Raw genomic sequence first — 20,402 nt, forward strand, 5'->3', positions numbered from 1 at the left:
CGAGGGGCGACTCGCGGCACGCCCCGGGCCCGCGGCACGTCGTAGACTCGCTCGGGGAGGTCCTGTGAGCGCATCGAGCACTGCCGAGCTGTCGGCCACCCTCGCCCAGGCGGCAGGGCTGCTTCGTGGCAGGCGGATCGCGCTCCTGACCGGCGCCGGCATCTCGACGGACTCGGGCATCCCCGCGTATCGCGGCGAGGGCGCCAGGACGCGCAGCGATCCGATGACGATCCAGACCTACCTCGGCGACGAGACCGCCCGGCGTCGCTACTGGGTCGGCGGGCACCTGGGATGGCGCGCGTTCGCACGTGCCGAGCCCAACCCCGGGCACGTCGCCCTCGCCGAGATGGAGGCCGCGGGAGCCGTCTCCGGCGTCATCACGCAGAATGTCGACGGACTCCACCTTCGGGCTGGCAGTTCGCACGTCATCGAGGTGCACGGCACCATGCGTCGCGTCCACTGCCTGCACTGCGGCCAGGTGTTCGACCGCCGCGATGTCGCGGTGCAGATCGAGGAGCTCAACCCCTGGATCACGGTCCCCGAGAACGTCGCACTGAACCCCGACGGCGATGTGCTGCCGGAGAGCACCGACGGATTCGTGATCCCCACCTGCACGGTCTGCGGAGGGATGCTGAAGCCCGACGTCGTGTTCTTCGGGGAGTATGTGCCCCAGGATCGCTTCCGGGCCGCGGAGTCGCTGCTGAGGTCCAGCTCGGCGCTCATCGTCGCGGGCTCGTCGCTGGTCGTGAACTCCGGCGTACGCCTCGTGGAGCGAGCCCGTCGCCGCAGCATCCCCCTGATCATCGTCAACCGCGAGCCCACCCGCGCGGACGCCTGGGCCGATCTCACGATCGCCGCGGGCACCAGCGACGTGCTCCCCGCCCTCCAGGAACTGCTCTCGTGACCTTCATCACCCTCATCCGCCACGGACAGACCGACTGGAACCTCGCCCGTCGCATCCAGGGCTCCACCGACATCCCGCTGAACGAGAAGGGGCGCGCCGACGCGCACCGTGCGGCCGCGCATCTCGCCGAGACGCCGCACGATGCGATCTACTCGAGTCCGCTGCTCCGGGCGAAGGAGACCGCCGAGATCATCGCCGCAGAGCTCGGGCTGGAACTCGCGGGGGTCGTCCCCGATGTGCGCGAACGCGAGTTCGGCGAGGGCGAGGGGATGCTGGTCTCGGACTACATCTCGACCTACGGCGATTGGCATGCCGAGGTTCCCGGCGCCGAATCCCTCCACGACGTCGGAGTGCGGGCCATCGCAGCGCTGCACGCGATCGCCCGCGATTCCCGGCGCCGCTCCGCTCCCCGCGCCGAATCCGTCCTGGTCGTGGCGCACGGCGGCGTCATCCGCTCCGTGATCGACCTCGTCTCGGGCGGCACACTCCCCCGCGACGGCGAGGTCATCGCGAACGGGTCGGCCCACCGGTTCGAAGCCTCACCCGGATCCCTCCGACTGCTCGAGGAGACGCTGGTCATCTGATCAGCTGACCCGGGCCACCACCGAACGCGCGTGCCGGAGCACGGGTTCGTCGACCATGCGGCCCTCGAATCGGAAGACGCCGCGTTCGCTCTCCGCAGCGCGGAGGACCGCTCGCGCCCACTCGACCGTCGCCTCATCCGGCAGGTAGGCCGCGCGGATGACGGCGACCTGGTTCGGGTGGATGCAGGCTGTGGCACGGAAGCCGGATGCCGCGGCATCCACCGCCTCCTCCTCCAACCCTTCGAGGTCGCCGAGGTCGATGTGCACGGCGTCGATCGCGGCCTTCCCGTGCGCGCCGGATTCCAGCAGCACGCGCGAGCGGGCGTAGCGCGCGATCTCTCGGTAGGCGCCGCCGGACGTGCGCGACGAGGTGCCGCCGAGCGAGGCGACGAGGTCTTCCGCGCCCCACATCATCGCGGCGACGAGCGGATGCGCAGCGATCTCGGGGGCCGCATGCACTCCGCGGGCCGTCTCGCACAGCGCGATGAGCGAGAACCGGTCGTCGAACGCGGAGAGGCCGTCGGCGCCCTCGGTCTTCGCCACCATGACGGTGCGGAAGGCGGTGTGCTCGAGAGCCTCCAGGTCTGCAGCGAAGTGCTCGCTGCTCGGCGCGTTCACCCGCACGATCACCCGCTCGGGATCGACGTCCGCCGCGATCAGGTTGACTCGCGCCCCGGCCTTGGCATCGGGCAGCACGGCGTCTTCGAGATCGAGGATCACCGCGTCGGCCCTCTCCAGCGCGGTGCGGAAGCGCTCCGGTCGATCGGCAGGGCAGAACAGCAGCGCCGGGCCGAGGTCGAACGCGGTCATGCGGAGGCCTCCGGACGGCAGTGCACGAGCACACTCCTCGTCGCGGTGGCGACGATCGTGCCGTCCTGGCTGCGGCCGGTGTGCGCGATCTGCACGATGCCCTGGCCGGGGCGAGACGACGACAGCCGCTTCTCGACGATGACGCTCTCGGTATAGAGCGTGTCGCCGGCGAAGAGCGGATGCGGGAACGCGATGTCGCCGAAGCCGAGCTGTGCGACGAGCGTGCCCTGGGTCAGCTGCGCCACCGACGCCCCGACCATGGTCGACAGCGTCCACATCGAGTTCATCAGCCGCGCATGGAACGGCGCCTGCGCGTCGGCGAACGCTGCATCGAGGTGCAGCGCCTGCGTGTTCATCGTGAGCGTCGTGAACAGCACGTTGTCGGCCTCGGTGGCCGTGCGCCCCGGTCGATGCAGATAGCGCGCGTCCGTCACGAACTCCTCGTAGTACAGCCCCCGCTGGATGATGTCCTGCCTACCCATGCCGCTCACGCTACCCGGCGAGACCGAGCCCGCGCGCGATCACCAGGAGCTGCACCTCGGTGGTGCCCTCGCCGATCTCGAGGATCTTGGAGTCGCGGTAGTGCCGTGCCACCGGGAACTCGTTCATGAATCCGTTGCCGCCGAAGATCTGGGTCGCGTCCCGGGCGTTGTCCATCGCGGCCTCGCCGGCGACGAGCTTCGCGATCGCCGCCGCCTCGGCGAACGGCTTGTCTGCATCGCGCAGTCGTGCCGCGTGATGCCAGGCGAGGCGTGCCGTGTGCACCCGCGCCCGCATGCGTGCCAGAGTGAACTGCGCGTTCTGCCGGGTGCTCAGGGCGCTGCCGAAGATCGTGCGGCTCTTCGCGTAGTCGACAGCAGCCTCCAGGCAGCCTTCCGCAGCACCTGTGGAGAGCGCGGCGATCGCGATGCGCCCCTCGTCGAGGATGCTGAGGAAGTTCTTGAACCCGCGTCCGCGCTCTCCCACCAGGTTCGACGCAGGAACCCGCGCACCCTGGAAGCTGAGCGGATGCGTGTCGGAGGCGTTCCACCCGACCTTGTCGTAGGGCGGCTCGACGGTGAACCCCGGCGTGCCGTTGGGAACGATGATCGTCGAGATCTCCTTGCGACCGTCCTGGACACCGGTGACCGCGGTCACGGTCACGAAGCGCGTGATCGGCGTGCCGGAGTTGGTGATGAACTGCTTGGAGCCGTCGATCACCCACTCGTCGCCCTCCAGCCGCGCGGTGGTGCGCGTCGCACCGGCGTCACTGCCGGCCTCGGGCTCGGTGAGGCCGAACCCCGCGAGAGCGCGCCCGGCGAGGAGGTCGGGAAGCAGCTCCTGCCGCTGCTCCTCGGTGCCGAAGCGGAAGATCGGCATGGCGCCGAGGCTGACGCCCGCCTCGAGCGTGATCGCGATGGACTGATCGACGCGGCCGAGCGCTTCGATCGCGATGCCGAGCGCCATGTAGTCACCGCCCTGACCGCCGTACTCCTCCGGGAACGGCAGGCCGAACAGGCCCAGGTCGCCCATCTGCGCGACGACGTCCATCGACAGGGTGTGCGTGCGATCGGCCTCGTACGACTGCGGGGCCACGACGGTCTCTGCGAATTCGCGCACCATGGCGGCGAGCTCGCGCTCCTCCTCGGTCAGGTCTTCCATCATCAGCTCTCTTCCGTCGTCACACGCGCGACCGGCTGGTCGCGTCGAACCTGATCGCCCACGACGACCAGCAGCTGCACGACGCCGTCGTGCGGCGCGAGCACCGGGTGCTCCATCTTCATCGCCTCGATGGCGACGAGCGGCGTGCCGGCGGAGACCGACGCGCCGTCCTGCACATGCACGGCGACGACGCTTCCCGGCATCGGCGCACGCGCCTCCGGCGCGGTCGCCGCGACGCCACGATCGTGCGCGGCGTGCCGGCGTCGCATCCGCTCTCGTCGGTCGAGCGGACGCAGACGAGCAGTCCTGCCGTGTTCCGAGACCCAGACGGCGCCGTCGGCATCGACGGCCGCGCGCGCAGGAGACCGCGCCGCCCCGCCGTCGTCTGCCGGCACCTCGATGACCTCGTCGTCGTCGGTGAGCATCGCGAAGGCCTCACGGTCGACCGGTCCCGCTCCGAGGCGCCAGCCCGGGAGCTCTCTCCAGAGAGCACTCGTCCGGACGGGCTCCGCCGCTGTCGGCGCGACCGCGCGAGCAGCCGACAGCATCGCGCCCGACGGCGGATCCGCGGTCACCGGCAGCAGAGTCTCGATCAGGCCGGTGTCGAGGTCGCCGGCGATGACGCGGGCGTCGTTGCACAGTCGGCGCAGGAACGCGATGTTGGTGTCGACGCCGAGCACGACGGTCTGCGCCAGCGCCTCGTCGAGGCGGCGGAGTGCGCTCGCGCGATCCTCAGCGAACGCGATGATCTTCGCGATCATGGGGTCGTAGAACCCCGTGACCTCGCTGCCGCTCTCGATCGCCGCGTCCACGCGCGCGCCCGCAGGCGGGTCGAACAGCAGCACCGTGCCGGTCGACGGAAGGAAACCTCGCTCCGGAGACTCCGCGTAGACGCGGGCCTCGACCGCATGGCCGCGGGTCGTCGGCGCGACGTCGAGTGGCAGCCCGGCCGCGGCGCGCAGCTGCAGCGCGACCAGATCCAGACCGGTGACCTCCTCGGTGACCGGATGCTCCACCTGCAGCCGAGTGTTCATCTCGATGAAGAAGACGTCCTTCGGCGAATCCGCGTCGACGAGGAACTCCACCGTCCCGGCGCCGACATATGCGACGCTCTCGCCGGCCTGGACGGCCGCTGAGAGCAGGCGTTCGCGCGTCTCCTCCGGGATTCCCGCGGACGGCGCCTCCTCGATCACCTTCTGGTGCCGCCGCTGAAGGGTGCACTCCCGTTCGCCAAGCGCGACGACGGAGCCGTGGGCATCACCGAACACCTGCACCTCGATGTGGCGCGGACGTCGGATGAGCCGCTCGAGGATCAGGGAGTCGTCGCCGAAGGCCGCGGCCGCGACCCGGCGCGCCGAAGCCAGAGCACCGACGAGACCGGCGGCGTCCGACACGACCTCCATGCCCTTCCCACCGCCGCCGGCGCTCGGCTTGACCAGCAGCGGGAAGCCGACACGTGCCGCTTCCTCGGCGATCTCGGAGTCCGAGAGGCCTCGTGCGTCGAAACCGGGCACCACGGGTACGCCGTAGCGCATCACGTGATCGCGCGCCCGAGCTTTGTCGCCCATGATCTGCAAGGCCTCGACGGACGGGCCGATGAAAACGATCCCGCTCTCGGCGCATGCCTCGGCCAGACCGACGCTCTCCGAGAGGAAGCCGTAGCCCGGGTGGATCGCCTGGGCGCCCGAAGTACGCGCGGCCGCGATCACGGCGTCGATGTCGAGGTACGACTCTGCCGCCGGTGCCGGACCGATGCGCACGGCGTCGTCGGCTTCGCGCACGTGGGGCGCGTCGGCGTCGGCGTCGCTGTACACCGCGACGCTGCGGATGCCGAGGTCGCGCAGGGTGCGGATCACTCGGCGGGCGATCTCGCCGCGGTTCGCGACGAGGACGGTGTCGTAATACATGGCACTCACATCCGGAAGACGCCGAAGCGCGGTTCGGGCAGCGGACTGCGGGCGACGACATCGAGGGCGAGGCCCAGGAGATCACGGGTCTGAGCCGGGTCGACGATTCCGTCGTCCCAGAGCCGAGCGGTGGCGTAGTACGGCTCGCCCTGCTGCTCGTACTGCTCGCGGATCGGCGCCTCGAAAGACGCCCGATCCTCGGTGGTCCAGCCGTCGCCACGGGCCGTGAGCTGGTCCTCCTTGACCGTCGCGAGGACGGATGCCGCCTGCGCGCCGCCCATCACCGAGATCCGGCTGGCCGGCCAGGTCCAGAGGAAGCGCGGCGAGTAGGCACGGCCGCACATGGAGTAGTTCCCGGCGCCGAAGGATCCGCCGATGATGACCGTGAGCTTGGGGACGCGGGTGCTCGCGACGGCGGTGACCATCTTGGCCCCGTCCTTCGCGATGCCGCCGGCCTCGGCATCCGATCCGACCATGAAGCCGGTGATGTTCTGGAGGAAGAGCAACGGGATGCCGCGCTGGTCGCACAGTTCGATGAAGTGCGCGCCTTTGAGCGCCGACTCGCTGAACAGCACCCCGTTGTTGGCGACGATGCCGATCGGATGCCCGTGCAGACGAGCGAAGCCGGTGACGAGAGTCGTGCCGTACTCGGCTTTGAATTCGCGGAAGCTGTCGCCGTCGACCAGGCGCGCGATGACCTCGCGCACGTCGTAGGCCTCGTTCACATCGACGGGTACGACGTCGTACAGGGGCGACTGCTCGGACGGGACACGGCTGTCGAGCACCTCCCATGCGGGTGCCTGCGGCGGCGGGAGCGTCGCGACGATGTCCCGGAGGATCTCGAGGGCGTGCTCGTCGTCTTCGGCGAGGTGGTCCACGACGCCGCTGCGACGGGCGTGCAGCTCTCCGCCACCCAGCTCCTCCGCGGTCACGATCTCACCGATCGCGGCCTTCACGAGCGGCGGACCGCCGAGGAAGATCGTGCCCTGGCCACGGACGATGATGGTCTCGTCGCTCATGGCGGGCACATACGCGCCGCCGGCGGTGCAGGACCCGAGCACCGCCGCGAGCTGCGGGATGCGCTCCGCCGACATCCGCGCCTGGTTGAAGAAGATGCGCCCGAAGTGCTCGCGATCGGGGAAGACCTCGTCCTGCCTCGGCAGGAAGGCTCCGCCCGAATCGACGAGGTAGAGGCAGGGCAGTCTGTTCTCGAGAGCGATCTCCTGGGCGCGCAGGTGCTTCTTCACCGTCATCGGGTAGTAGGTGCCGCCCTTGACGGTGGCGTCGTTGCAGACCACCATCACGTGGCGACCGTGGACGAGCCCGATCCCGGCGATCACTCCCGCGCCCGGCGCCTCTCCCCCGTACAGCCCGTCCGCGGCGAGCGGCGCGACCTCGAGGAAGGGACTGCCCTCGTCGAGGAGTCGTGCGACACGGTCGCGCGGGAGCAGCTTTCCCCGAGCCAGATGGCGCTCTCGTGACGCCGCGGGTCCGCCGCGCGCAGCGGTCGCGAGGCGATCCCGCAGCTCCTGGGCGAGCGACTCCTGGGTTGCCGACATCGTGATGTCCTCCTCGACCCACGTCGGCGCCGGCGAAGGTGCTGGCGCAGTGCATGCATTCTCGGTTAGTGTTCACTAACCCGTTGATTCAGGTTAGCGAGGATTAACTGAGATGACAAGCCCGGTCACTGCCCGAGACCGCGCGAAGGCCGAGCGCTCCGACGCGATCCTTCACGCCGCCGCTCGCCTCTTCGCCGAGCGTGGCTACACGGGCGTGAGTCTTGAAGACATCGGCGCTGCGGTCGGCGTGTCCGGCCCGGCGGTCTACCGCCACTTCGCCGGTAAACAGGCGCTGCTCGGCGCGGTCCTGGTGAAGGTCAGCCAAGACCTGATCCACGGAGGCCGTCAGGTCTCCGACGGCGCCACGACACCCGACGCGCGCATGCAGGCGCTGATCCGCTTCCACGTGGACTTCGCTCTCGGCAACGCCGAGGTGATCCAGGTGCAGGACCGCGATGTCGCCCACCTCTCCGAGACCGATCGAGCCGAGGTGCGCCGCCTGCAGCGCGCATACATCGAGCTGTGGATGGACACCCTGGAGCCTCTGCATCCGATCAGCGGCGCCGCCGCCGAGACGCCGAAGGCCGATCGTGACGAACTCCGGCTGCGCGTGCAGGCCTGCTTCGGTCTGATCAACTCGACGCCGCACAGCACGCGCGCCGCCGCCCGCCGGCATGCCGCCACCGCGAGCGTCCTCGTCGCGATGGCGGATGCCGCGCTGCGCGCCCCTACCTGAGGAGCATGGCGCGGCCCGGCTCCTGCAGCACGTCGGCGACGTCCTTGAGGAATCTCGCGCCTTCCGCCCCGTCGACGAGTCGGTGATCGAACGAGAGACTGAGCGTCATCACCTGACGCAGCGCGATCTCGCCCTGGTACTCCCACGGCTGTCGGCGGACGGCGCCGACCGCCAGGATGCCGGACTGACCGGGAGGCAGGATCGGTGTCCCCGCCTCCACACCGAACACGCCGATGTTGGAGATCGAGAAGGTGCCGCCGGCGAGCTCGGCCGGCGACGTCTTCCCTGCTCGCGCCGTCTCGGCGAGCGACTTCAACGCCGTCGCGAGCCCCGTGAGTGTCAGCTGATCCGCATCCCGGATGTTCGGAACGATGAGGCCCCGATCCGTCGCCGCGGCGATGCCCAGGTCGACGAAGTTGTACTGGACGATCTCGCCAGCCGCCTCGTCCCAGCGCGAGTTGAGGCCCGGCGCGCGACCGAGGGCGAGGCAGACGGCCTTCGCGATGACCGCGAGCGGACCGATCCGGTGCTCGGCGAGTGCCCTGTCGTCGCGGAGGCTCGCCAGGAGGTCCATCGTCGCCGTCACATCGACGGTGTGGAACACGGTGACGTGCGGAGCGGTGAAGGCGCTCTGCACCATCGTCGCCGCGGTGTGCTTGCGGACGCCGCGGATCGGGATGCGCGTCTCCCGCTCGCCCGAGCGGGCCGTCGCGAACAGGCTCTCCGCCGTGGCGGGCACGACGGTCTCGGCCGGCGACGGAGCCGCGGACGCCGCGGAGGCGGAGGCTGCAGAGGCGGACCCGACGCGTTGCGCATACGCATCGACGTCGTTCCGGGTGATCACCCGATCCCCGACCTCTGCCGCGACGAGCACCAGATCGATGCCGAGCCGCTTGGCATGCGCGCGGACCGGTGGTGTGGAGCGCGGACGCTCGACGACGGTCTCGGTGCTGGCCGCGGGCCGCGCATCATGTGGAGCGGCCTCGAGGACGGCGATATCCGCCGACGCAGCGGTCCCGCCGACACGACGCGCGCGGCGGGCCGGACGACCCGCGGCGGTCGGTGCGGCACCGTAACCCACGAGGTTCGGCTGTGCCTTCTCCCCCGCATCCTGCTTCCCCGCATCGTCCGTCGCCGCCGGCTCATCGGCGCCCTCCACGTCGAAGTCGATCAGCGGGGCGCCGACGGCCACCGTCTGGCCCGCTTCGGCGTGCAGCGTCGCGACCGTCCCCTCATAGGGCGACGGCAGTTCGACGACGGCCTTCGCCGTCTCGACCTCGGCGAGCGTCTGGTTCAGGGCGACCGCGTCGCCGGGGGCGACGAGCCACTGCACGACCTCTGCCTCGGTCAGTCCTTCACCGAGGTCCGGCAGGCGGAACTCCGCGTTCATGCGTCTGCTCCCGTCAGGCTGTTCGGGCGGTCTAGCACGCGATCGACCGCGTCGAGCAGGCGGTCGAGGTCGGGTAGGTGATACTTCTCGAGCTTCGCGGGAGGGTACGGGATGTCGTGTCCGGTGACGCGGAGAGGTGCGGACTCGAGGTACTCGAAGCAGCGCTCGGTGATGCTCGCGATGACCTCCGCGGCGACTCCCGCCTCGCGCGACGCCTCGTGGGCGACGACGACGCGTCCGGTCTTGCGCACGGATGCGGCGACCGAGGCGTAATCGACCGGCGAGAGAGAGCGCAGGTCGACGACCTCCAGCGAGATGCCTTCGTCCTCCGCGGCATCGGCCGCCTGCAGGGCGGTCGAGACCATGGCGCCGTAGGTGATCAGCGTGGCATCCGTTCCCGTGCGCACGACACGGGCGAGCCCCATCGGCGACGCGTCGGCGAGCGGCGCCTCGAGGTCGACCTCGCCCTTGTGGTGGTACAGCCGCTTCGGCTCGAAGAAGATCACGGGGTCGTCGCTGGCGATCGCCTGGCGGAGGCTGCGATACGCGTCCTCCGGATTGGAGACCGCGATCACGCGCAGACCGGCCGTGTGCACGAAGTACGCCTCCGGCGACTCCGAGTGGTGCTCGGCCGCGCCGATCCCACCCGCCCACGGGATCCGGATCGTGATGGGCATCTTCGCGCGCCCCTGCGTGCGATAGTGCAGCTTCGCGACCTGCGCGACGATCTGGTCGAACGCGGGGTACACGAAACCGTCGAACTGGATCTCGACGACCGGCCGGTAGCCGCGGAACGCGAGTCCGACCGCCATGCCGACGATGCCGGACTCCGCGAGAGGGGTGTCGATCACGCGGGCCGCGCCGAATTCGTCGAGCAGCCCGTCGGTGATGCGGAACACACCGCCGAGCTTGCCGATGTCCTCGCCGAGCAGCACGACCTTGTCGTCGTCGCGCATCGCCTGACGGAGTCCGGCTCCGAGGGCCTTTCCGAGAGTCATCTCCGTCATGATCAGGCCTCGACGTCGAAGGTCGCGAGGTACGCGGCGTATTCGTCGCGCTGACGGTCGAGCCCCGTGTGAGGCTCCGCGTAGACGCCGTCGAACACCGAGAGCGGGGGGCGCGTGACCATCCCCAGGCATGCGGCGCGCATCTCCTTGGCGACGGCATCCGCCGCGGCCTGGGTCTCGGCGACGTGCTCGTCGCTGAACTCTCCCGTCGCGCGGAGGTACTCCTCGAGTCGCGCGATCGGATCGCGCCGGCGCCACGAGTCGAGCTCGACCTCGTCGCGGTAGCGCGTGGGGTCGTCCGCCGTGGTGTGCGGACCCATGCGGTAGGTCACGGCCTCGATGTACGCCGGGCCCTTGCCGGCCCGCGCGTGCTCGAGGGCCCAGCGCATGGCCGCCATGCAGGCGAGAACATCGTTGCCGTCGACCCGCAGGCTGGGGATGCCGAAACCGGGAGCGCGTCCGGCGATGGGGAACTGCGACTGCACCGCGACGGGCTCGGAGATCGCCCAGTGGTTGTTCTGGCAGACGAAGACGACGGGGGCCTGGTAGGACGCGGCGAAGATCATCGCCTCGTTCACGTCGCCCTGGCTGGTGGCGCCGTCACCGAAGTAGGTCACCGCGACCTCGTCGGCGCCCTCATGACGGATGCCGAGGGCGTAGCCGACCGCGTGGAGCGTCTGCGCGCCGATGATGATCTGCAGCGGAGCGACCCGGTGTGCCTCCGGATCGTGGCCGGCGCCTTCCTCGCCCCGCCACATGCGGACGTAGTCGCCGGGCTGTGCGCCCCGGGCGTAGATGACGCCGGTCTCGCGGTAGCTCGGGAAGACGTAGTCCTGCGGGGCGAGGGCCCGCGCGGTGCCGATCTGCGTGGCCTCCTGGCCGAGGCACGGCGCCCAGAGGCCGAGCTGTCCCTGACGCTGGAGGGCCACGCCCTCGGAGTCGATCCGGCGGAGGATCATCATGTCGCGGTGCAGAGCGCGCAGCTGCGCGGCATCCACGTCGGCGACATACGGGTCGAGCCGGGGGTTCGCGATGCGCGATCCGTCGGGGGCCAGGATGCGCTCGGAGAGCTCGAGATCCTGTGCGGTGTCGGCGATGGGCGTGATCTGCGGTGACATCATCGTCCTCCAAGTCCTCAGCGGCTCTCATGGAGCCTCGGCGCTGGCACCGGCTTCAGCACCGGCATGCTCAGAGGCTACGTCCGTTCAGCACCTCGCTCAAGCAATTGCGATGGGCTTGAGCATGTTGCTCGATATTCGGCGTTCGGGTCCTGCTAGGGTTTGTCACTATGTCTGGACTGGACCGTATCGATCTCGAACTCCTCGCCGCGCTCGCCGCCGATCCGCGCATCACGATCGTCGCGCTCGCCGAGAACCTCAAGCTGTCGCGCAACACCATCCAGGCCCGGATGGCGCGGCTGGAGCAGACGGGGGTGTTCCTCTCCTACGAGCGCTCCTTCTCCCCCGACGTGCTGGGCTTCCCGCTGCAGGCCTTCGTCAACATCGGCGTGCGTCAGCCCGAGCTGCCCCGCATCATCAACGAGCTCGCGCGCATTCCGGAGATCGTCCAGGCGCACGGCCTCAGCGGCTCGATCGACCTGCTCGCCCGCGTCGCGTGTCGCGACGCCAGACACCTCTTCGACACCGATGCCCGGATCCTGTCGATCGAGGGTGTCGAGCGGACGGAGACCTCGCTCGCCATGGGCGAGGTGATCCCGTTCCGGGTGGCCGGACTCATCGGCCTCGCTCGACGGGAATCCTGAGGAAGCGCCGCACAGCGCCGGCGGCCTCGGCCGGCGTCTCGTAGTGGATGAGGTGCCCCACGTGGGCGATCTCGACCAGAGTGGCGTCCTCGAACATCGTCGCGAGCTTCCGCTCGGCCTCGATGGGGGTGATGTCGTCGCGCTCGGCGGCGACCAGCAGGGTCGGCACAGGGATGTCGGCGGCGAACTCCCGCACGTCGTGTGACACGCTCGCGACGAACGCGTCGTGCAGCACGTCCCGGTCGGAGAACCGCGAGAAGTACGTGTCGTGCTGATCGTGGATGAAGCGGCGCAGCGCGGGCTCCCGCGTCTTCGTCATCGTGAGGCTCATCACCCGAACGACGAGGCGGCTCCGCAGCCATGCGGTTCCCAGCCGCTGAGGAAGACGCGCACCCAGTGCGTAGTAGAACACGGCGAGGCGCGTCATCACGCCCTTGGGACCTTCGAGCGCGGGAGCCCCGATCGGGTTCAGCAGGATCAGCCGCGGAGTCTCGAGTCCCCCGGCGACGGCGGCCGACGTGACGATCGAGCCGAAGGAGTGGCCGAGGATGACGGCACCCGGTGCGACGACGGCGGTGAACTCGGTCAGCCAGGCCGCGTACTCGTCGAGGTCGTGCGTCCGAGACGGCAGCGCTGCCGTCTCGCCGAAGCCGGGAAGGTCGGGCGCGATCACACGCACCTCGGGAAGGTACGCGAGCACGGGTTCCAGGCCGTGATGCTCGCCCCGGAATCCATGCACAGCCACGACCGTGGTCTCCGCATCCTCCGGGCCGTACTCCCAGTAGGCGGTCACCCCGCCGCGCACGGCGACCTCGTGCCGGCGCACCGGCAGGCGACGGAGACGGTCGGCGTAGGGCGATGGCACGGTCATGCTCCGAGTCTACGAGCCGCCGTGCGCCTTCTCCTGAATGTCGGAGGACGGATCTACCGTGAGGGCATGCCACCCCGTCCCGAGCTCCCCGCCTGGCTCACGCGTGTCGCGGTGTTCGATCTGGAGACGACCGGGGTCGACGTCACCTCCGACCGGGTGGTCAGCGCGCACGTCGGCGTCCTCGACGCCCACGGCCGGCAGATCGCGGCTCGTTCCTGGCTCGCCGATCCCGGCATCGTCATCCCCGATGGCGCCACCGCCGTGCACGGCATCACCACCGACCACGCGCGGACGCATGGTCGACCCGCGCCCGAGGTCGTGGGCGAGGTCACCTCCGCCCTCCGGTCTCTGCTCGGCCAGGGCGTTCCGGTCGTCGCCTACAACGCCTCCTACGACTTCTCCCTTCTCGCTCACGAGGCCCTGCGGCATGGGATCGAGCCGCTCACCGACCCCGCGCCGGTCATCGACCCGTTCGTCATCGACAAGGCCTACGACCGGTACCGCCGAGGCAAGCGCACCCTCGAGGTCGTCGCCGAGCACTACGCCGTCTCGCTCGAGGGAGCACACGAGGCCGCCGCCGATGCGATCGCCGCCGGACGCGTCGCCCAGGCGCTCGCGCGCCAGTTCTCCCTTCCCCCCACTCTGACCGAACTGCACACGCGTCAGATCGGCTGGGCCCGCTCCCAGGCCGCGAGCCTCACGGAGTACTTCATCAGCGTCGGCCGCCTCGAGCCCGAGGAGCGGCTCGACGGCACCTGGCCGGTGCGCGCGCACCGTCCGGCGGACTGAGCGTCCGATGCCGCGTTCGTCACTGTCTGCGGGTTCGACTAATCTCCACATTGGCGCCTATTTCGCGCGGTGTGAGGAGGAAGCACGCGATGCAGTTCACGTCCAGGAACGTCGATGACGTGGAGTCCACCTGGCAGCAGTTCGTGCCGTCCGCCACCCTCCAGAAGGTCGACCCGAGACGCTTCCGATTCGACTGGCGATCCGCCGATCTGGCGTCCGCGACTTTGGTGCGCTATGAACTCGCCGCGCAGATCCATTCCACCGCCGAACCGCAGGATCAGCTGCTCGCGTGCCGCGTCGATTCTGCGGGCGCCCGCGTCTGGTCGAAGGACCAGGATCTCGATGCGCGCACGCCATGGCTCACCGACGGCGAGCCTGTCCAGGCCCAGTGGCTGCACTCGGCTCGCGTTCGCGCCCTCGTCTTCGACCGCGCAGCGGCGCAGGAGCGCGCCCGGCAGATCACGGGTGACGACGGCATCGAGCTGCGTGCGACGGGCCTCGCACCGCGGTCGTCCGCCGCTGCGATGCAGTGGGAGCGGATGTTCCACTACCTCGACACCTCCTTCGACGACGAACTCGGCGACGACCGCATCCTCCGCGCCGAGTTCGAACGGCACGCGTTGATGACGACGCTGGCGACGTTCCCCACGACCATGACCGACTCCCTGCGGAGGACGCCGCAGCGCGCGGGCGCGCCGTTGACGGTGCGGCGCGCTCTCGCCTACATCGAGGAGAACGCCCACCTGCCGATCACGGTCGACGACGTGGCGACCGCGTCGTTCATCTCGACCAGGGGCCTGCAGTACGCCTTCCGGCGTGCCCTCGACATCACCCCGACCGACGCACTTCGGCGCGCCCGCCTCGACGGAGCGCGTCGTGATCTCGATCGCGGAGACGGCGAATCCGTCCGCGCGGTCGCCCGCCGATGGGGCTTCAGCCACCCTTCTCGGTTCGCCACCGCCTACCGCGCGGCCTATGGGACCGCCCCCGCTGTCGCGGCAGATCCGGCCCGCAGTGTGACGCCAGGCGAAGACTCTGTTCGCGCGTGACGGCGGGTCCCGGGGTACGGCCGGACGAATCTCCTCATTTGGATAGAGTGCAACTACGCCCGGACTGCGTCTGTCCCCCCATGCACGCACCGAGGAGTCACATGAGCCACACGACCGCCGTCTCCCCCGACGCGAGCTGAGCCGTGGGAGCCCTGTACTACGGCGACGCCCAGGACCCGATCCAGGTCGAGGACCGCGCACTCGCTCACCTCAAGGTGGTCATCGCCACCAAGCTCCGCCGCAATGAGAGCTTCACCCTGTCGTGGAAGCACCCCGAAGGCGACGCTCCCGGGCGCTCCACGCTGTGGCTGCACCCGTCGATCCCGCTCCGATTCGTGTTCCAGGAACCGGAGACGCCCGAGCTCAGCAGGAAGTGGATCGAGGATCTCGCACTCTCCGCGAATTCGAGCGGCGGGATCACGCTCATCGAGGAGCACCTCGAGAGCGCCGCGGCAGACTGACGGCATCCTCCGGGATGAGGCGGATGCCGCCCGTCCGCGCGGTCACACCACGTCGTCGTTGGTCGCGCGAACCGACCGGCGCGTGACCGGCTCACCCGTGGCCGGGTCCACGGACGTACGCGACACCGTGTCGGTACGCCGACGGCGCGCCAGCAGGATGATGCCGATGAGGAAGACGACCACTCCTGCGCCCATCAGGATGTAGCCGACCATGTCGAGGTTCACCCACGGCACCTCGACGTTCACCGCGAAGACGAGGATCGCTCCGATGACGAAGAGCGCGATTCCTGTGCCGATGCTCATGATGCCTCCCGTTCCGCGGCGGAGTGCCGCACGCACTCGAGAGTGCCGCGATGCAGAAGCGCCCGGCAGGGCCTTGACAGCGCGCGCTCGCTCCGAATTCCTCTCGGAGACAGCGCTGAATCGGTAGGGCGGGCGGGACTTGAACCCGCGATCGTTGGGTTATGAGCCCACTGCCTTAACCAGCTTGGCCACCGCCCCGTACGCGCTCCAGCCTAGCGGCCGAGCCGTTCACGCCGGAGCAGCGGCGGCGTGGATCTGCAGGTGGCCGAGATAGATCTCGGCGTTGGCGATCAACCCCGCCCGCTCCTCGTCGCTGAGCGCGCGGCGCACCTTCGCAGGCACGCCGGCGACGAGCGAACCGGCCGGGATCTCGGTGCCTCCGAGCACCACGGCGCCACCGGCGATCAGGCAGCCTTCCCCGATCACGGCACCGCTGAGGATCACGGACCCCATGCCGACGAGCGACCCGTCGCCGATCGTGCAGCCGTGCACCACGGCGTTGTGCCCGATCGACACCTTGGCGCCCACGACGACAGGATGACCGGCATCGACGTGCACCGAGACGTTGTCCTGCACGTTGCTGCCCGGACCGATGCGGATCCCGGCGGAGTCGCCCCGCAGCACCGCGTTGTACCAGACGCTGGCGCCGGCGCCGAGATCCACGTCTCCGACGATCCGGGCGCCGTCTGCGACGAACGCGGAGTCATCGATCGACGGAATACTGTTCGGGAGGCGGAGCACGGACGCTCCGGCGGCGATGGTCATGAGGTGAGACTACCCTCACTTCCGCGGAATCACGCGGAAGTGAGCCCAGCCTCAGCTTGCTTGCGGAATGTCTGAGCGTGAGTAGCGTTGTCTTCAACAGATACGAGATTTCCCTCCTGGAGGAGCACAAGATGAGCAAGGCACAGACCGTTTCCACCACCGCCATCGACCCGACCGCCGCCGCTGGCGCGGCGCAGTTCCTCTCCCCCGTCGTGCTCGGCCTGCAGGCCCTGACCATCAACGGCAAGCAGGCGCACTGGCACGTCCGCGGCGCGAACTTCGTCGGGGTCCACGAGCTGCTCGACACGATCGTCGCCCACGCCGGCGACTTCGCCGACACGGCCGCAGAGCGCATCGTCGCTCTCGGTCTCCCGATCGACGCCCGCGTCAGCGCGGTCGCCGCCAAGGCCGGGGCCACGGGAGTGCCGGCCGGGTTCACCCAGTCCGACGACCTCATCCGTGCGGTCATCGCCGACATCGACGCGATCCTCGTCGACGTCCGTGCAGCCGTCGACGGCCTCGACGAGGTCGACCTCACGAGCCAGGACGTCGCGATCGAGATCCAGCGCGGTCTCGACAAGGACCGCTGGTTCCTCGTCTCGCACATCGCGGCCTGACGCACGACGCTGAAGAGGGCGGGCTCCGGTATCACCGGGGTCCGCCCTCTTGCGTGTTCTCCGTCGTCTACGGCACGTGGGTCGGTCGTCTACTGCACGTGGGTCACGCGACCGGCGAGCAGCGTCGCGCCGACCGGCATCGCGCGGAGATCCGTCGCGCTGCTGGTCCGGGGATCGGCGGAGCAGAGCACGATGTCCGCGGGCTCACCGGGACGGAGCGATGACCGCACGCTCGCCTCGAGCGCCTGGTCCACGGTGAGCGTCTCCTCGGGATGCCACGGATCGCGCTCGTCGTCGGTGCGCGACACCGCGGCGGCGATCGCGTGCCACGGATCGAGAGCGGCCACCGGCGCGTCGGACCCGAAGCGGAGCTCCGCTCCCGCGTTCCGCAGCGAAGCGAGCGGATAGCTGATCGCCGTCTGATCTCTCCAGTGCTTCGCCACGAGGTCACGGTCGTCGAGGGCATGCTGCGGCTGAACGCTGGCGATGATGCCGAGGCGTGCGAACCGTGCGAGATCCGCATGACGGACCAGCTGGGCGTGCTCCATGGTGCCGACTGCACCCGAGACGGTGAACGCATCCAGGGCGGAAGTCGTCGCTCGGTCGCCGATCGCGTGCACCGCGGCCGCGAGCCCCGCACCCGCAGCTCGCGTGAGCAGGTCGACGAGGGCATCCGGCGGAACCGTGAGCATCCCGAAGTTCAGCGGATCGCCGGGATAGGCATGCGAGCAGGCCGCCGTGCGGGTGCCCAGCGAGCCATCGGTGATCACCTTGAGCGACCCCACCCGCACGAGGCCGCGGGCCGCAGCCGGGGCGTCCGGGTCCTCGTGGAGCTCCCCCGACTTCAGGCCCGTCGCGATCGCCCGGTCGAGATCGAAGGGGTAGATCGCGAACTCGACGCGGTGGGCTGCGAATCCGGTGCCGATGCGTCGCGGCCAGGCATCCGCGTTCCATGCCATGTCGAAGTCGACCAACCCGGTGATGCCTCGCATCGCCGCGCGTTCGCCGGCCGCCTGCACGGCGGCGTCGCTGTGCGCGGGATCTGCGGCGTTGAGGCGTCGAGAGATCTCGAACGCGTCCTCCTCGCGCAGCATCCCGTCCGCGCTGCGGAACCCCTCGCGCGCGAGAGCGGCGGAGTTCAGCCACACGCTGTGCACGTCGGCGTTGATCAGGTAGGTGGGAACGACGCCCGTCTCGCGATCGAGCACCGCGAGGGTCGGCGCATCCGGCCAGAGCGCATCGCGGAAGCCGCTGCCGACGCGCCGTCCGTCGGGAAGCACGGCAGCGGAGCTCATGAGTCGGGCGGCCTCGGCCGCAGAACCGGCTGCGCCCAGCGCAAGGCGTTCCACCGCCAGCGCCCACTGCACCGTGTGCACATGGTTGTCCCACAGGCCGGGAACCGCCCAGGCTCCCCCGGCATCCAGCACCTCTCCCTGCGCGCGCAGGGCTCCCGTCGGTGCGATATCGGCGATACGACCGTCCTCGATGAGGATGTCGACGGGTTCGTCGTCCATCAGGAACTCGCGGCCGGGCCCCGCGATCCGGACAGCGCGGACGGTGCCGATCGCCGCCTCCCGCTCGGTCACCGCTGCGCTCCGGACCGCGCGTCCTGTGCGCGCCGCATCTCCTCGGCGAGCGGGCGGTTCGCATAGGGGCCGTCTGCCGACAGTGCCGAGATCACGGCCTCGATCGTCTCGGCCGGCTTGTTCTGACTGAGCTTGCGCTTGGCCACGACGCGCGTCGGGGTGAGCCGGAATCCGACCGTGCCGGCAGCGAGACGCTCGACGTAGGCCGGGTCGTTGGGGCGCTCCCACAGGAGCCGCGGCTCCGGCATCCGCCCTTCGAAGCGCGCCACCAGACGATCGAGCACCTCGAGGTTCTCCTCGGCGCTCAGGATCTCCGGCACGCCGGACAGATGCACGGCGGTGTAGTTCCACGTCGGAACGGCCTTCTCGTCGCCGTACCAGCCCGGCGACACGTAGCCGTGCGGGCCCTGGAAGATCACCAGGAGCTCGCGTTCCCCCATACCGTGAATCAGATCGTCTGGACGGCCGACGTGCCCCACGATCGTGAGGTCGTCGCGCGTCTCGTCGAGCAGCACGACATAGTGCGACGAGACGAGTCCGTCGTCGGCCGCGCTGACGATGGTCGCCCACGGATTCGCGTCGACGACGCGACGGATCTCGGTGACGTCAGCCAGCGTGAAGCTCGGGTTCTGTCGCATGGGATCAAGCCTAGGGTGGTGCGGTCACGCCTGGCAGCGCGGGCACCAGTAGAGCTTGCGTGCACCGATCTCCTCGAGGGCGATCTCGGTGCCGCACACCCGGCAGGGCAGGCCGGCGCGGTGATAGACCCAATGACGGTCGTCCCGACTCGCCATCGCCGCCCGGTACTGCTCCGGGGAGAGGTCGTCCATGGTCATCATCTGACCCGTCTCGACGCCGATCGCGAGCAGACGCACCCAGTCGTGCCAGAGTGCGCGGACGATCTCCTCCGGCACGTCGCGGCCGGGCGTGTGCGGGTTCAGACGCTGACGGTAGAGCATCTCCGCGCGGTACACGTTGCCGATGCCGCTCACGACCGACTGGTCCATCAGGAGGAGGGCGATGACGGTCTGCGTCTTGCGGACCGCACGGACGAACCGCTCCTCGTTCTCGACCGGGTCGCCGACCAGAGGATCGGGACCCAGCTTGGCGACCGTGGCGAGCATCTCGTCGGGGGTCTGCAGCACGCACGCGGTCGGGCCTCGCAGATCGGCCGCGGTGATGTCGGTCATGAGCCGGAGGCGCACCTGGCCCACGATCGGGGGTGGCCACTCCATGCCCTCGTCGGCGAGCCCCTTCGTCTGCTCCGACATCCGCACGTGCACGCGTGTGCGGCGAGGCGCGCCGATCGACGAGAGCGAGTTCTCTCCCGCGTCGTCGAGGATCGGTTCGTCCAGGACGGTGCCGCGCTGGTTGGTCTGCCCCATCCGCCCATTGGCAGAGGCGATCGTGGGGTCGAGCAGGATCTCTCCCGCGAAGTCCCACGCGCCGTAGAGGCCCAGGTGCACACGCAGCCAGAGGTCGCCCTCGGCCTCGAGGAACATCTGCTTGCCCACGGCCTTCACGCTCACAGCCGCGCGACCGTCCAGCACCGCCGCGCCCTCGGCGAATCGCCCCTGCGGGCTCGAGGCGTGCAGCGTCTTCCCGACGAAGTTGCGGTCGAACTGACGCGCGATCCGATGAACGGAATGCCCCTCAGGCAC

General features: G+C 69.8%; 22 protein-coding genes and 1 tRNA gene. 8 read left to right on the forward strand and 15 right to left on the reverse strand.

Going from position 1 to position 20,402, the window contains the following annotated elements:
• Window positions 1–64: 64 nt before the first annotated feature.
• The gene (locus DW306_RS07320; protein ID WP_136054955.1) at window positions 65–904 is read left to right on the forward strand and encodes a Sir2 family NAD-dependent protein deacetylase; all 840 of its coding nucleotides are present in this window, start codon (window positions 65–67) and stop codon (window positions 902–904) included.
• Window positions 901–1,488 carry a histidine phosphatase family protein gene (locus DW306_RS07325; protein WP_136054956.1) on the forward strand — a complete coding sequence of 196 codons (588 nt, stop codon included), beginning with the start codon at window positions 901–903 and terminating at the stop codon, window positions 1,486–1,488. Before DW306_RS07320 ends, DW306_RS07325 begins: the two co-directional genes overlap by 4 nt.
• Here the strand turns inward: DW306_RS07325 and DW306_RS07330 are convergent, their stop codons facing one another.
• Genes DW306_RS07330 through DW306_RS07350 form a run of 5 tightly spaced genes read right to left on the reverse strand, consistent with a single transcriptional unit; the run spans window position 1,489 to window position 7,405 of the window.
• Window positions 1,489–2,298, reverse strand: coding sequence for a CoA ester lyase (locus DW306_RS07330; protein WP_136054957.1), 810 nt, complete (start codon window positions 2,296–2,298; stop codon window positions 1,489–1,491).
• Window positions 2,295–2,780 (reverse strand): MaoC family dehydratase, encoded by a 486-nt coding sequence (locus DW306_RS07335; RefSeq protein ID WP_205814114.1) that lies wholly within the window; start codon window positions 2,778–2,780, stop codon window positions 2,295–2,297. Before DW306_RS07335 ends, DW306_RS07330 begins: the two co-directional genes overlap by 4 nt.
• 10 nt (window positions 2,781–2,790) lie before the next feature.
• The gene (locus tag DW306_RS07340; protein ID WP_136055003.1) at window positions 2,791–3,939 is read right to left on the reverse strand and encodes an acyl-CoA dehydrogenase family protein; all 1,149 of its coding nucleotides are present in this window, start codon (window positions 3,937–3,939) and stop codon (window positions 2,791–2,793) included.
• 2 nt (window positions 3,940–3,941) lie between these two features.
• On the reverse strand, window positions 3,942–5,846 hold the full coding sequence (locus DW306_RS07345; RefSeq protein ID WP_136054959.1) for a biotin carboxylase N-terminal domain-containing protein: 1,905 nt from the start codon (window positions 5,844–5,846) through the stop codon (window positions 3,942–3,944).
• A gap of 5 nt (window positions 5,847–5,851) precedes the next feature.
• Window positions 5,852–7,405, reverse strand: coding sequence for a carboxyl transferase domain-containing protein (locus DW306_RS07350; protein ID WP_136054960.1), 1,554 nt, complete (start codon window positions 7,403–7,405; stop codon window positions 5,852–5,854).
• Window positions 7,406–7,517: 112 nt separating this feature from the next.
• Between DW306_RS07350 and DW306_RS07355 the strand changes: the two genes are divergently transcribed.
• The gene (locus DW306_RS07355; protein ID WP_136054961.1) at window positions 7,518–8,141 is read left to right on the forward strand and encodes a TetR/AcrR family transcriptional regulator; all 624 of its coding nucleotides are present in this window, start codon (window positions 7,518–7,520) and stop codon (window positions 8,139–8,141) included.
• On the opposite strand, the gene DW306_RS07360 is transcribed toward DW306_RS07355, so the two are convergent.
• From DW306_RS07360 to pdhA, 3 genes are read right to left on the reverse strand one after another with little or no spacing between them, the layout of a single operon-like run.
• Complete coding sequence (locus DW306_RS07360; RefSeq protein WP_136054962.1) at window positions 8,134–9,531, reverse strand: dihydrolipoamide acetyltransferase family protein; 1,398 nt, start codon at window positions 9,529–9,531, stop codon at window positions 8,134–8,136. The genes DW306_RS07355 and DW306_RS07360 overlap by 8 nt on opposite strands.
• Window positions 9,528–10,538, reverse strand: coding sequence for an alpha-ketoacid dehydrogenase subunit beta (locus DW306_RS07365; protein ID WP_136054963.1), 1,011 nt, complete (start codon window positions 10,536–10,538; stop codon window positions 9,528–9,530). Before DW306_RS07365 ends, DW306_RS07360 begins: the two co-directional genes overlap by 4 nt.
• A 2-nt stretch (window positions 10,539–10,540) precedes the next feature.
• Window positions 10,541–11,656 carry a pyruvate dehydrogenase (acetyl-transferring) E1 component subunit alpha gene (gene pdhA / locus DW306_RS07370; RefSeq protein WP_136055004.1) on the reverse strand — a complete coding sequence of 372 codons (1,116 nt, stop codon included), beginning with the start codon at window positions 11,654–11,656 and terminating at the stop codon, window positions 10,541–10,543.
• Window positions 11,657–11,826: 170 nt separating this feature from the next.
• On the opposite strand from pdhA, the gene DW306_RS07375 reads away from it, so the two are divergent.
• The gene (locus DW306_RS07375; RefSeq protein ID WP_136054964.1) at window positions 11,827–12,300 is read left to right on the forward strand and encodes an Lrp/AsnC family transcriptional regulator; all 474 of its coding nucleotides are present in this window, start codon (window positions 11,827–11,829) and stop codon (window positions 12,298–12,300) included.
• Here DW306_RS07375 and DW306_RS07380 read toward each other — a convergent pair.
• Complete coding sequence (locus DW306_RS07380; protein ID WP_136054965.1) at window positions 12,272–13,171, reverse strand: alpha/beta hydrolase; 900 nt, start codon at window positions 13,169–13,171, stop codon at window positions 12,272–12,274. The genes DW306_RS07375 and DW306_RS07380 overlap by 29 nt on opposite strands.
• A gap of 66 nt (window positions 13,172–13,237) precedes the next feature.
• Between DW306_RS07380 and DW306_RS07385 the strand changes: the two genes are divergently transcribed.
• From DW306_RS07385 to DW306_RS07395, 3 genes are all read left to right on the forward strand, one after another.
• On the forward strand, window positions 13,238–13,960 hold the full coding sequence (locus DW306_RS07385) for an exonuclease domain-containing protein (protein ID WP_136054966.1): 723 nt from the start codon (window positions 13,238–13,240) through the stop codon (window positions 13,958–13,960).
• 89 nt (window positions 13,961–14,049) lie between these two features.
• Window positions 14,050–15,009, forward strand: coding sequence for an AraC family transcriptional regulator (locus DW306_RS07390; protein WP_136054967.1), 960 nt, complete (start codon window positions 14,050–14,052; stop codon window positions 15,007–15,009).
• 143 nt (window positions 15,010–15,152) lie between these two features.
• Window positions 15,153–15,470 carry a hypothetical protein gene (locus tag DW306_RS07395; RefSeq protein ID WP_136054968.1) on the forward strand — a complete coding sequence of 106 codons (318 nt, stop codon included), beginning with the start codon at window positions 15,153–15,155 and terminating at the stop codon, window positions 15,468–15,470.
• Between the two features lie 42 nt (window positions 15,471–15,512).
• Here DW306_RS07395 and DW306_RS07400 read toward each other — a convergent pair whose 3' ends face one another.
• From DW306_RS07400 to DW306_RS07410, 3 genes are all read right to left on the reverse strand, one after another.
• Window positions 15,513–15,773, reverse strand: a complete 261-nt coding sequence (locus DW306_RS07400) for a DUF6458 family protein (RefSeq protein ID WP_136054969.1) — start codon at window positions 15,771–15,773, stop codon at window positions 15,513–15,515.
• Window positions 15,774–15,897: 124 nt separating this feature from the next.
• Window positions 15,898–15,971, reverse strand: a tRNA-Ile gene (locus tag DW306_RS07405).
• Between the two features lie 30 nt (window positions 15,972–16,001).
• Window positions 16,002–16,538 (reverse strand): gamma carbonic anhydrase family protein, encoded by a 537-nt coding sequence (locus DW306_RS07410; protein WP_136054970.1) that lies wholly within the window; start codon window positions 16,536–16,538, stop codon window positions 16,002–16,004.
• A 131-nt stretch (window positions 16,539–16,669) separates the two neighbouring features.
• On the opposite strand from DW306_RS07410, the gene DW306_RS07415 reads away from it, so the two are divergent.
• Window positions 16,670–17,155 carry a DNA starvation/stationary phase protection protein gene (locus DW306_RS07415; RefSeq protein WP_136054971.1) on the forward strand — a complete coding sequence of 162 codons (486 nt, stop codon included), beginning with the start codon at window positions 16,670–16,672 and terminating at the stop codon, window positions 17,153–17,155.
• Window positions 17,156–17,244: 89 nt separating this feature from the next.
• Here the strand turns inward: DW306_RS07415 and DW306_RS07420 are convergent, their stop codons facing one another.
• Genes DW306_RS07420 through DW306_RS07430 form a run of 3 tightly spaced genes read right to left on the reverse strand, consistent with a single transcriptional unit; the run spans window position 17,245 to window position 20,402 of the window.
• The gene (locus DW306_RS07420; RefSeq protein WP_240747107.1) at window positions 17,245–18,741 is read right to left on the reverse strand and encodes an amidohydrolase family protein; all 1,497 of its coding nucleotides are present in this window, start codon (window positions 18,739–18,741) and stop codon (window positions 17,245–17,247) included.
• On the reverse strand, window positions 18,738–19,379 hold the full coding sequence (locus tag DW306_RS07425) for an FMN-binding negative transcriptional regulator (protein WP_136054972.1): 642 nt from the start codon (window positions 19,377–19,379) through the stop codon (window positions 18,738–18,740). Before DW306_RS07425 ends, DW306_RS07420 begins: the two co-directional genes overlap by 4 nt.
• A gap of 24 nt (window positions 19,380–19,403) precedes the next feature.
• Complete coding sequence (locus DW306_RS07430) at window positions 19,404–20,402, reverse strand: DNA-formamidopyrimidine glycosylase family protein (RefSeq protein ID WP_136054973.1); 999 nt, start codon at window positions 20,400–20,402, stop codon at window positions 19,404–19,406.

It is taken from the genome of Microbacterium sp. K24 (genome assembly GCF_004794465.1).
Lineage (GTDB): Bacteria > Actinomycetota > Actinomycetes > Actinomycetales > Microbacteriaceae > Microbacterium.

Excerpts from the sequence above, each read along its gene's own strand:
- DW306_RS07330 (WP_136054957.1), bottom strand. The coding sequence starts at position 2,298 with ATGACCGCGTTCGACCTCGGCCCGGCGCTGCTGTTCTGCCCTGCCGAT.
- DW306_RS07335 (WP_205814114.1), bottom strand. The coding sequence starts at position 2,780 with ATGGGTAGGCAGGACATCATCCAGCGGGGGCTGTACTACGAGGAGTTC.
- DW306_RS07340 (WP_136055003.1), bottom strand. The coding sequence starts at position 3,939 with ATGGAAGACCTGACCGAGGAGGAGCGCGAGCTCGCCGCCATGGTGCGC.
- DW306_RS07345 (WP_136054959.1), bottom strand. The coding sequence starts at position 5,846 with ATGTATTACGACACCGTCCTCGTCGCGAACCGCGGCGAGATCGCCCGC.
- DW306_RS07350 (WP_136054960.1), bottom strand. The coding sequence starts at position 7,405 with ATGTCGGCAACCCAGGAGTCGCTCGCCCAGGAGCTGCGGGATCGCCTC.
- DW306_RS07355 (WP_136054961.1), top strand. The coding sequence starts at position 7,518 with ATGACAAGCCCGGTCACTGCCCGAGACCGCGCGAAGGCCGAGCGCTCC.
- DW306_RS07360 (WP_136054962.1), bottom strand. The coding sequence starts at position 9,531 with ATGAACGCGGAGTTCCGCCTGCCGGACCTCGGTGAAGGACTGACCGAG.
- DW306_RS07365 (WP_136054963.1), bottom strand. The coding sequence starts at position 10,538 with ATGACGGAGATGACTCTCGGAAAGGCCCTCGGAGCCGGACTCCGTCAG.
- pdhA (WP_136055004.1), bottom strand. The coding sequence starts at position 11,656 with ATGTCACCGCAGATCACGCCCATCGCCGACACCGCACAGGATCTCGAG.
- DW306_RS07375 (WP_136054964.1), top strand. The coding sequence starts at position 11,827 with ATGTCTGGACTGGACCGTATCGATCTCGAACTCCTCGCCGCGCTCGCC.
- DW306_RS07380 (WP_136054965.1), bottom strand. The coding sequence starts at position 13,171 with ATGACCGTGCCATCGCCCTACGCCGACCGTCTCCGTCGCCTGCCGGTG.
- DW306_RS07385 (WP_136054966.1), top strand. The coding sequence starts at position 13,238 with ATGCCACCCCGTCCCGAGCTCCCCGCCTGGCTCACGCGTGTCGCGGTG.
- DW306_RS07390 (WP_136054967.1), top strand. The coding sequence starts at position 14,050 with ATGCAGTTCACGTCCAGGAACGTCGATGACGTGGAGTCCACCTGGCAG.
- DW306_RS07400 (WP_136054969.1), bottom strand. The coding sequence starts at position 15,773 with ATGAGCATCGGCACAGGAATCGCGCTCTTCGTCATCGGAGCGATCCTC.
- DW306_RS07410 (WP_136054970.1), bottom strand. The coding sequence starts at position 16,538 with ATGACCATCGCCGCCGGAGCGTCCGTGCTCCGCCTCCCGAACAGTATT.
- DW306_RS07415 (WP_136054971.1), top strand. The coding sequence starts at position 16,670 with ATGAGCAAGGCACAGACCGTTTCCACCACCGCCATCGACCCGACCGCC.
- DW306_RS07425 (WP_136054972.1), bottom strand. The coding sequence starts at position 19,379 with ATGCGACAGAACCCGAGCTTCACGCTGGCTGACGTCACCGAGATCCGT.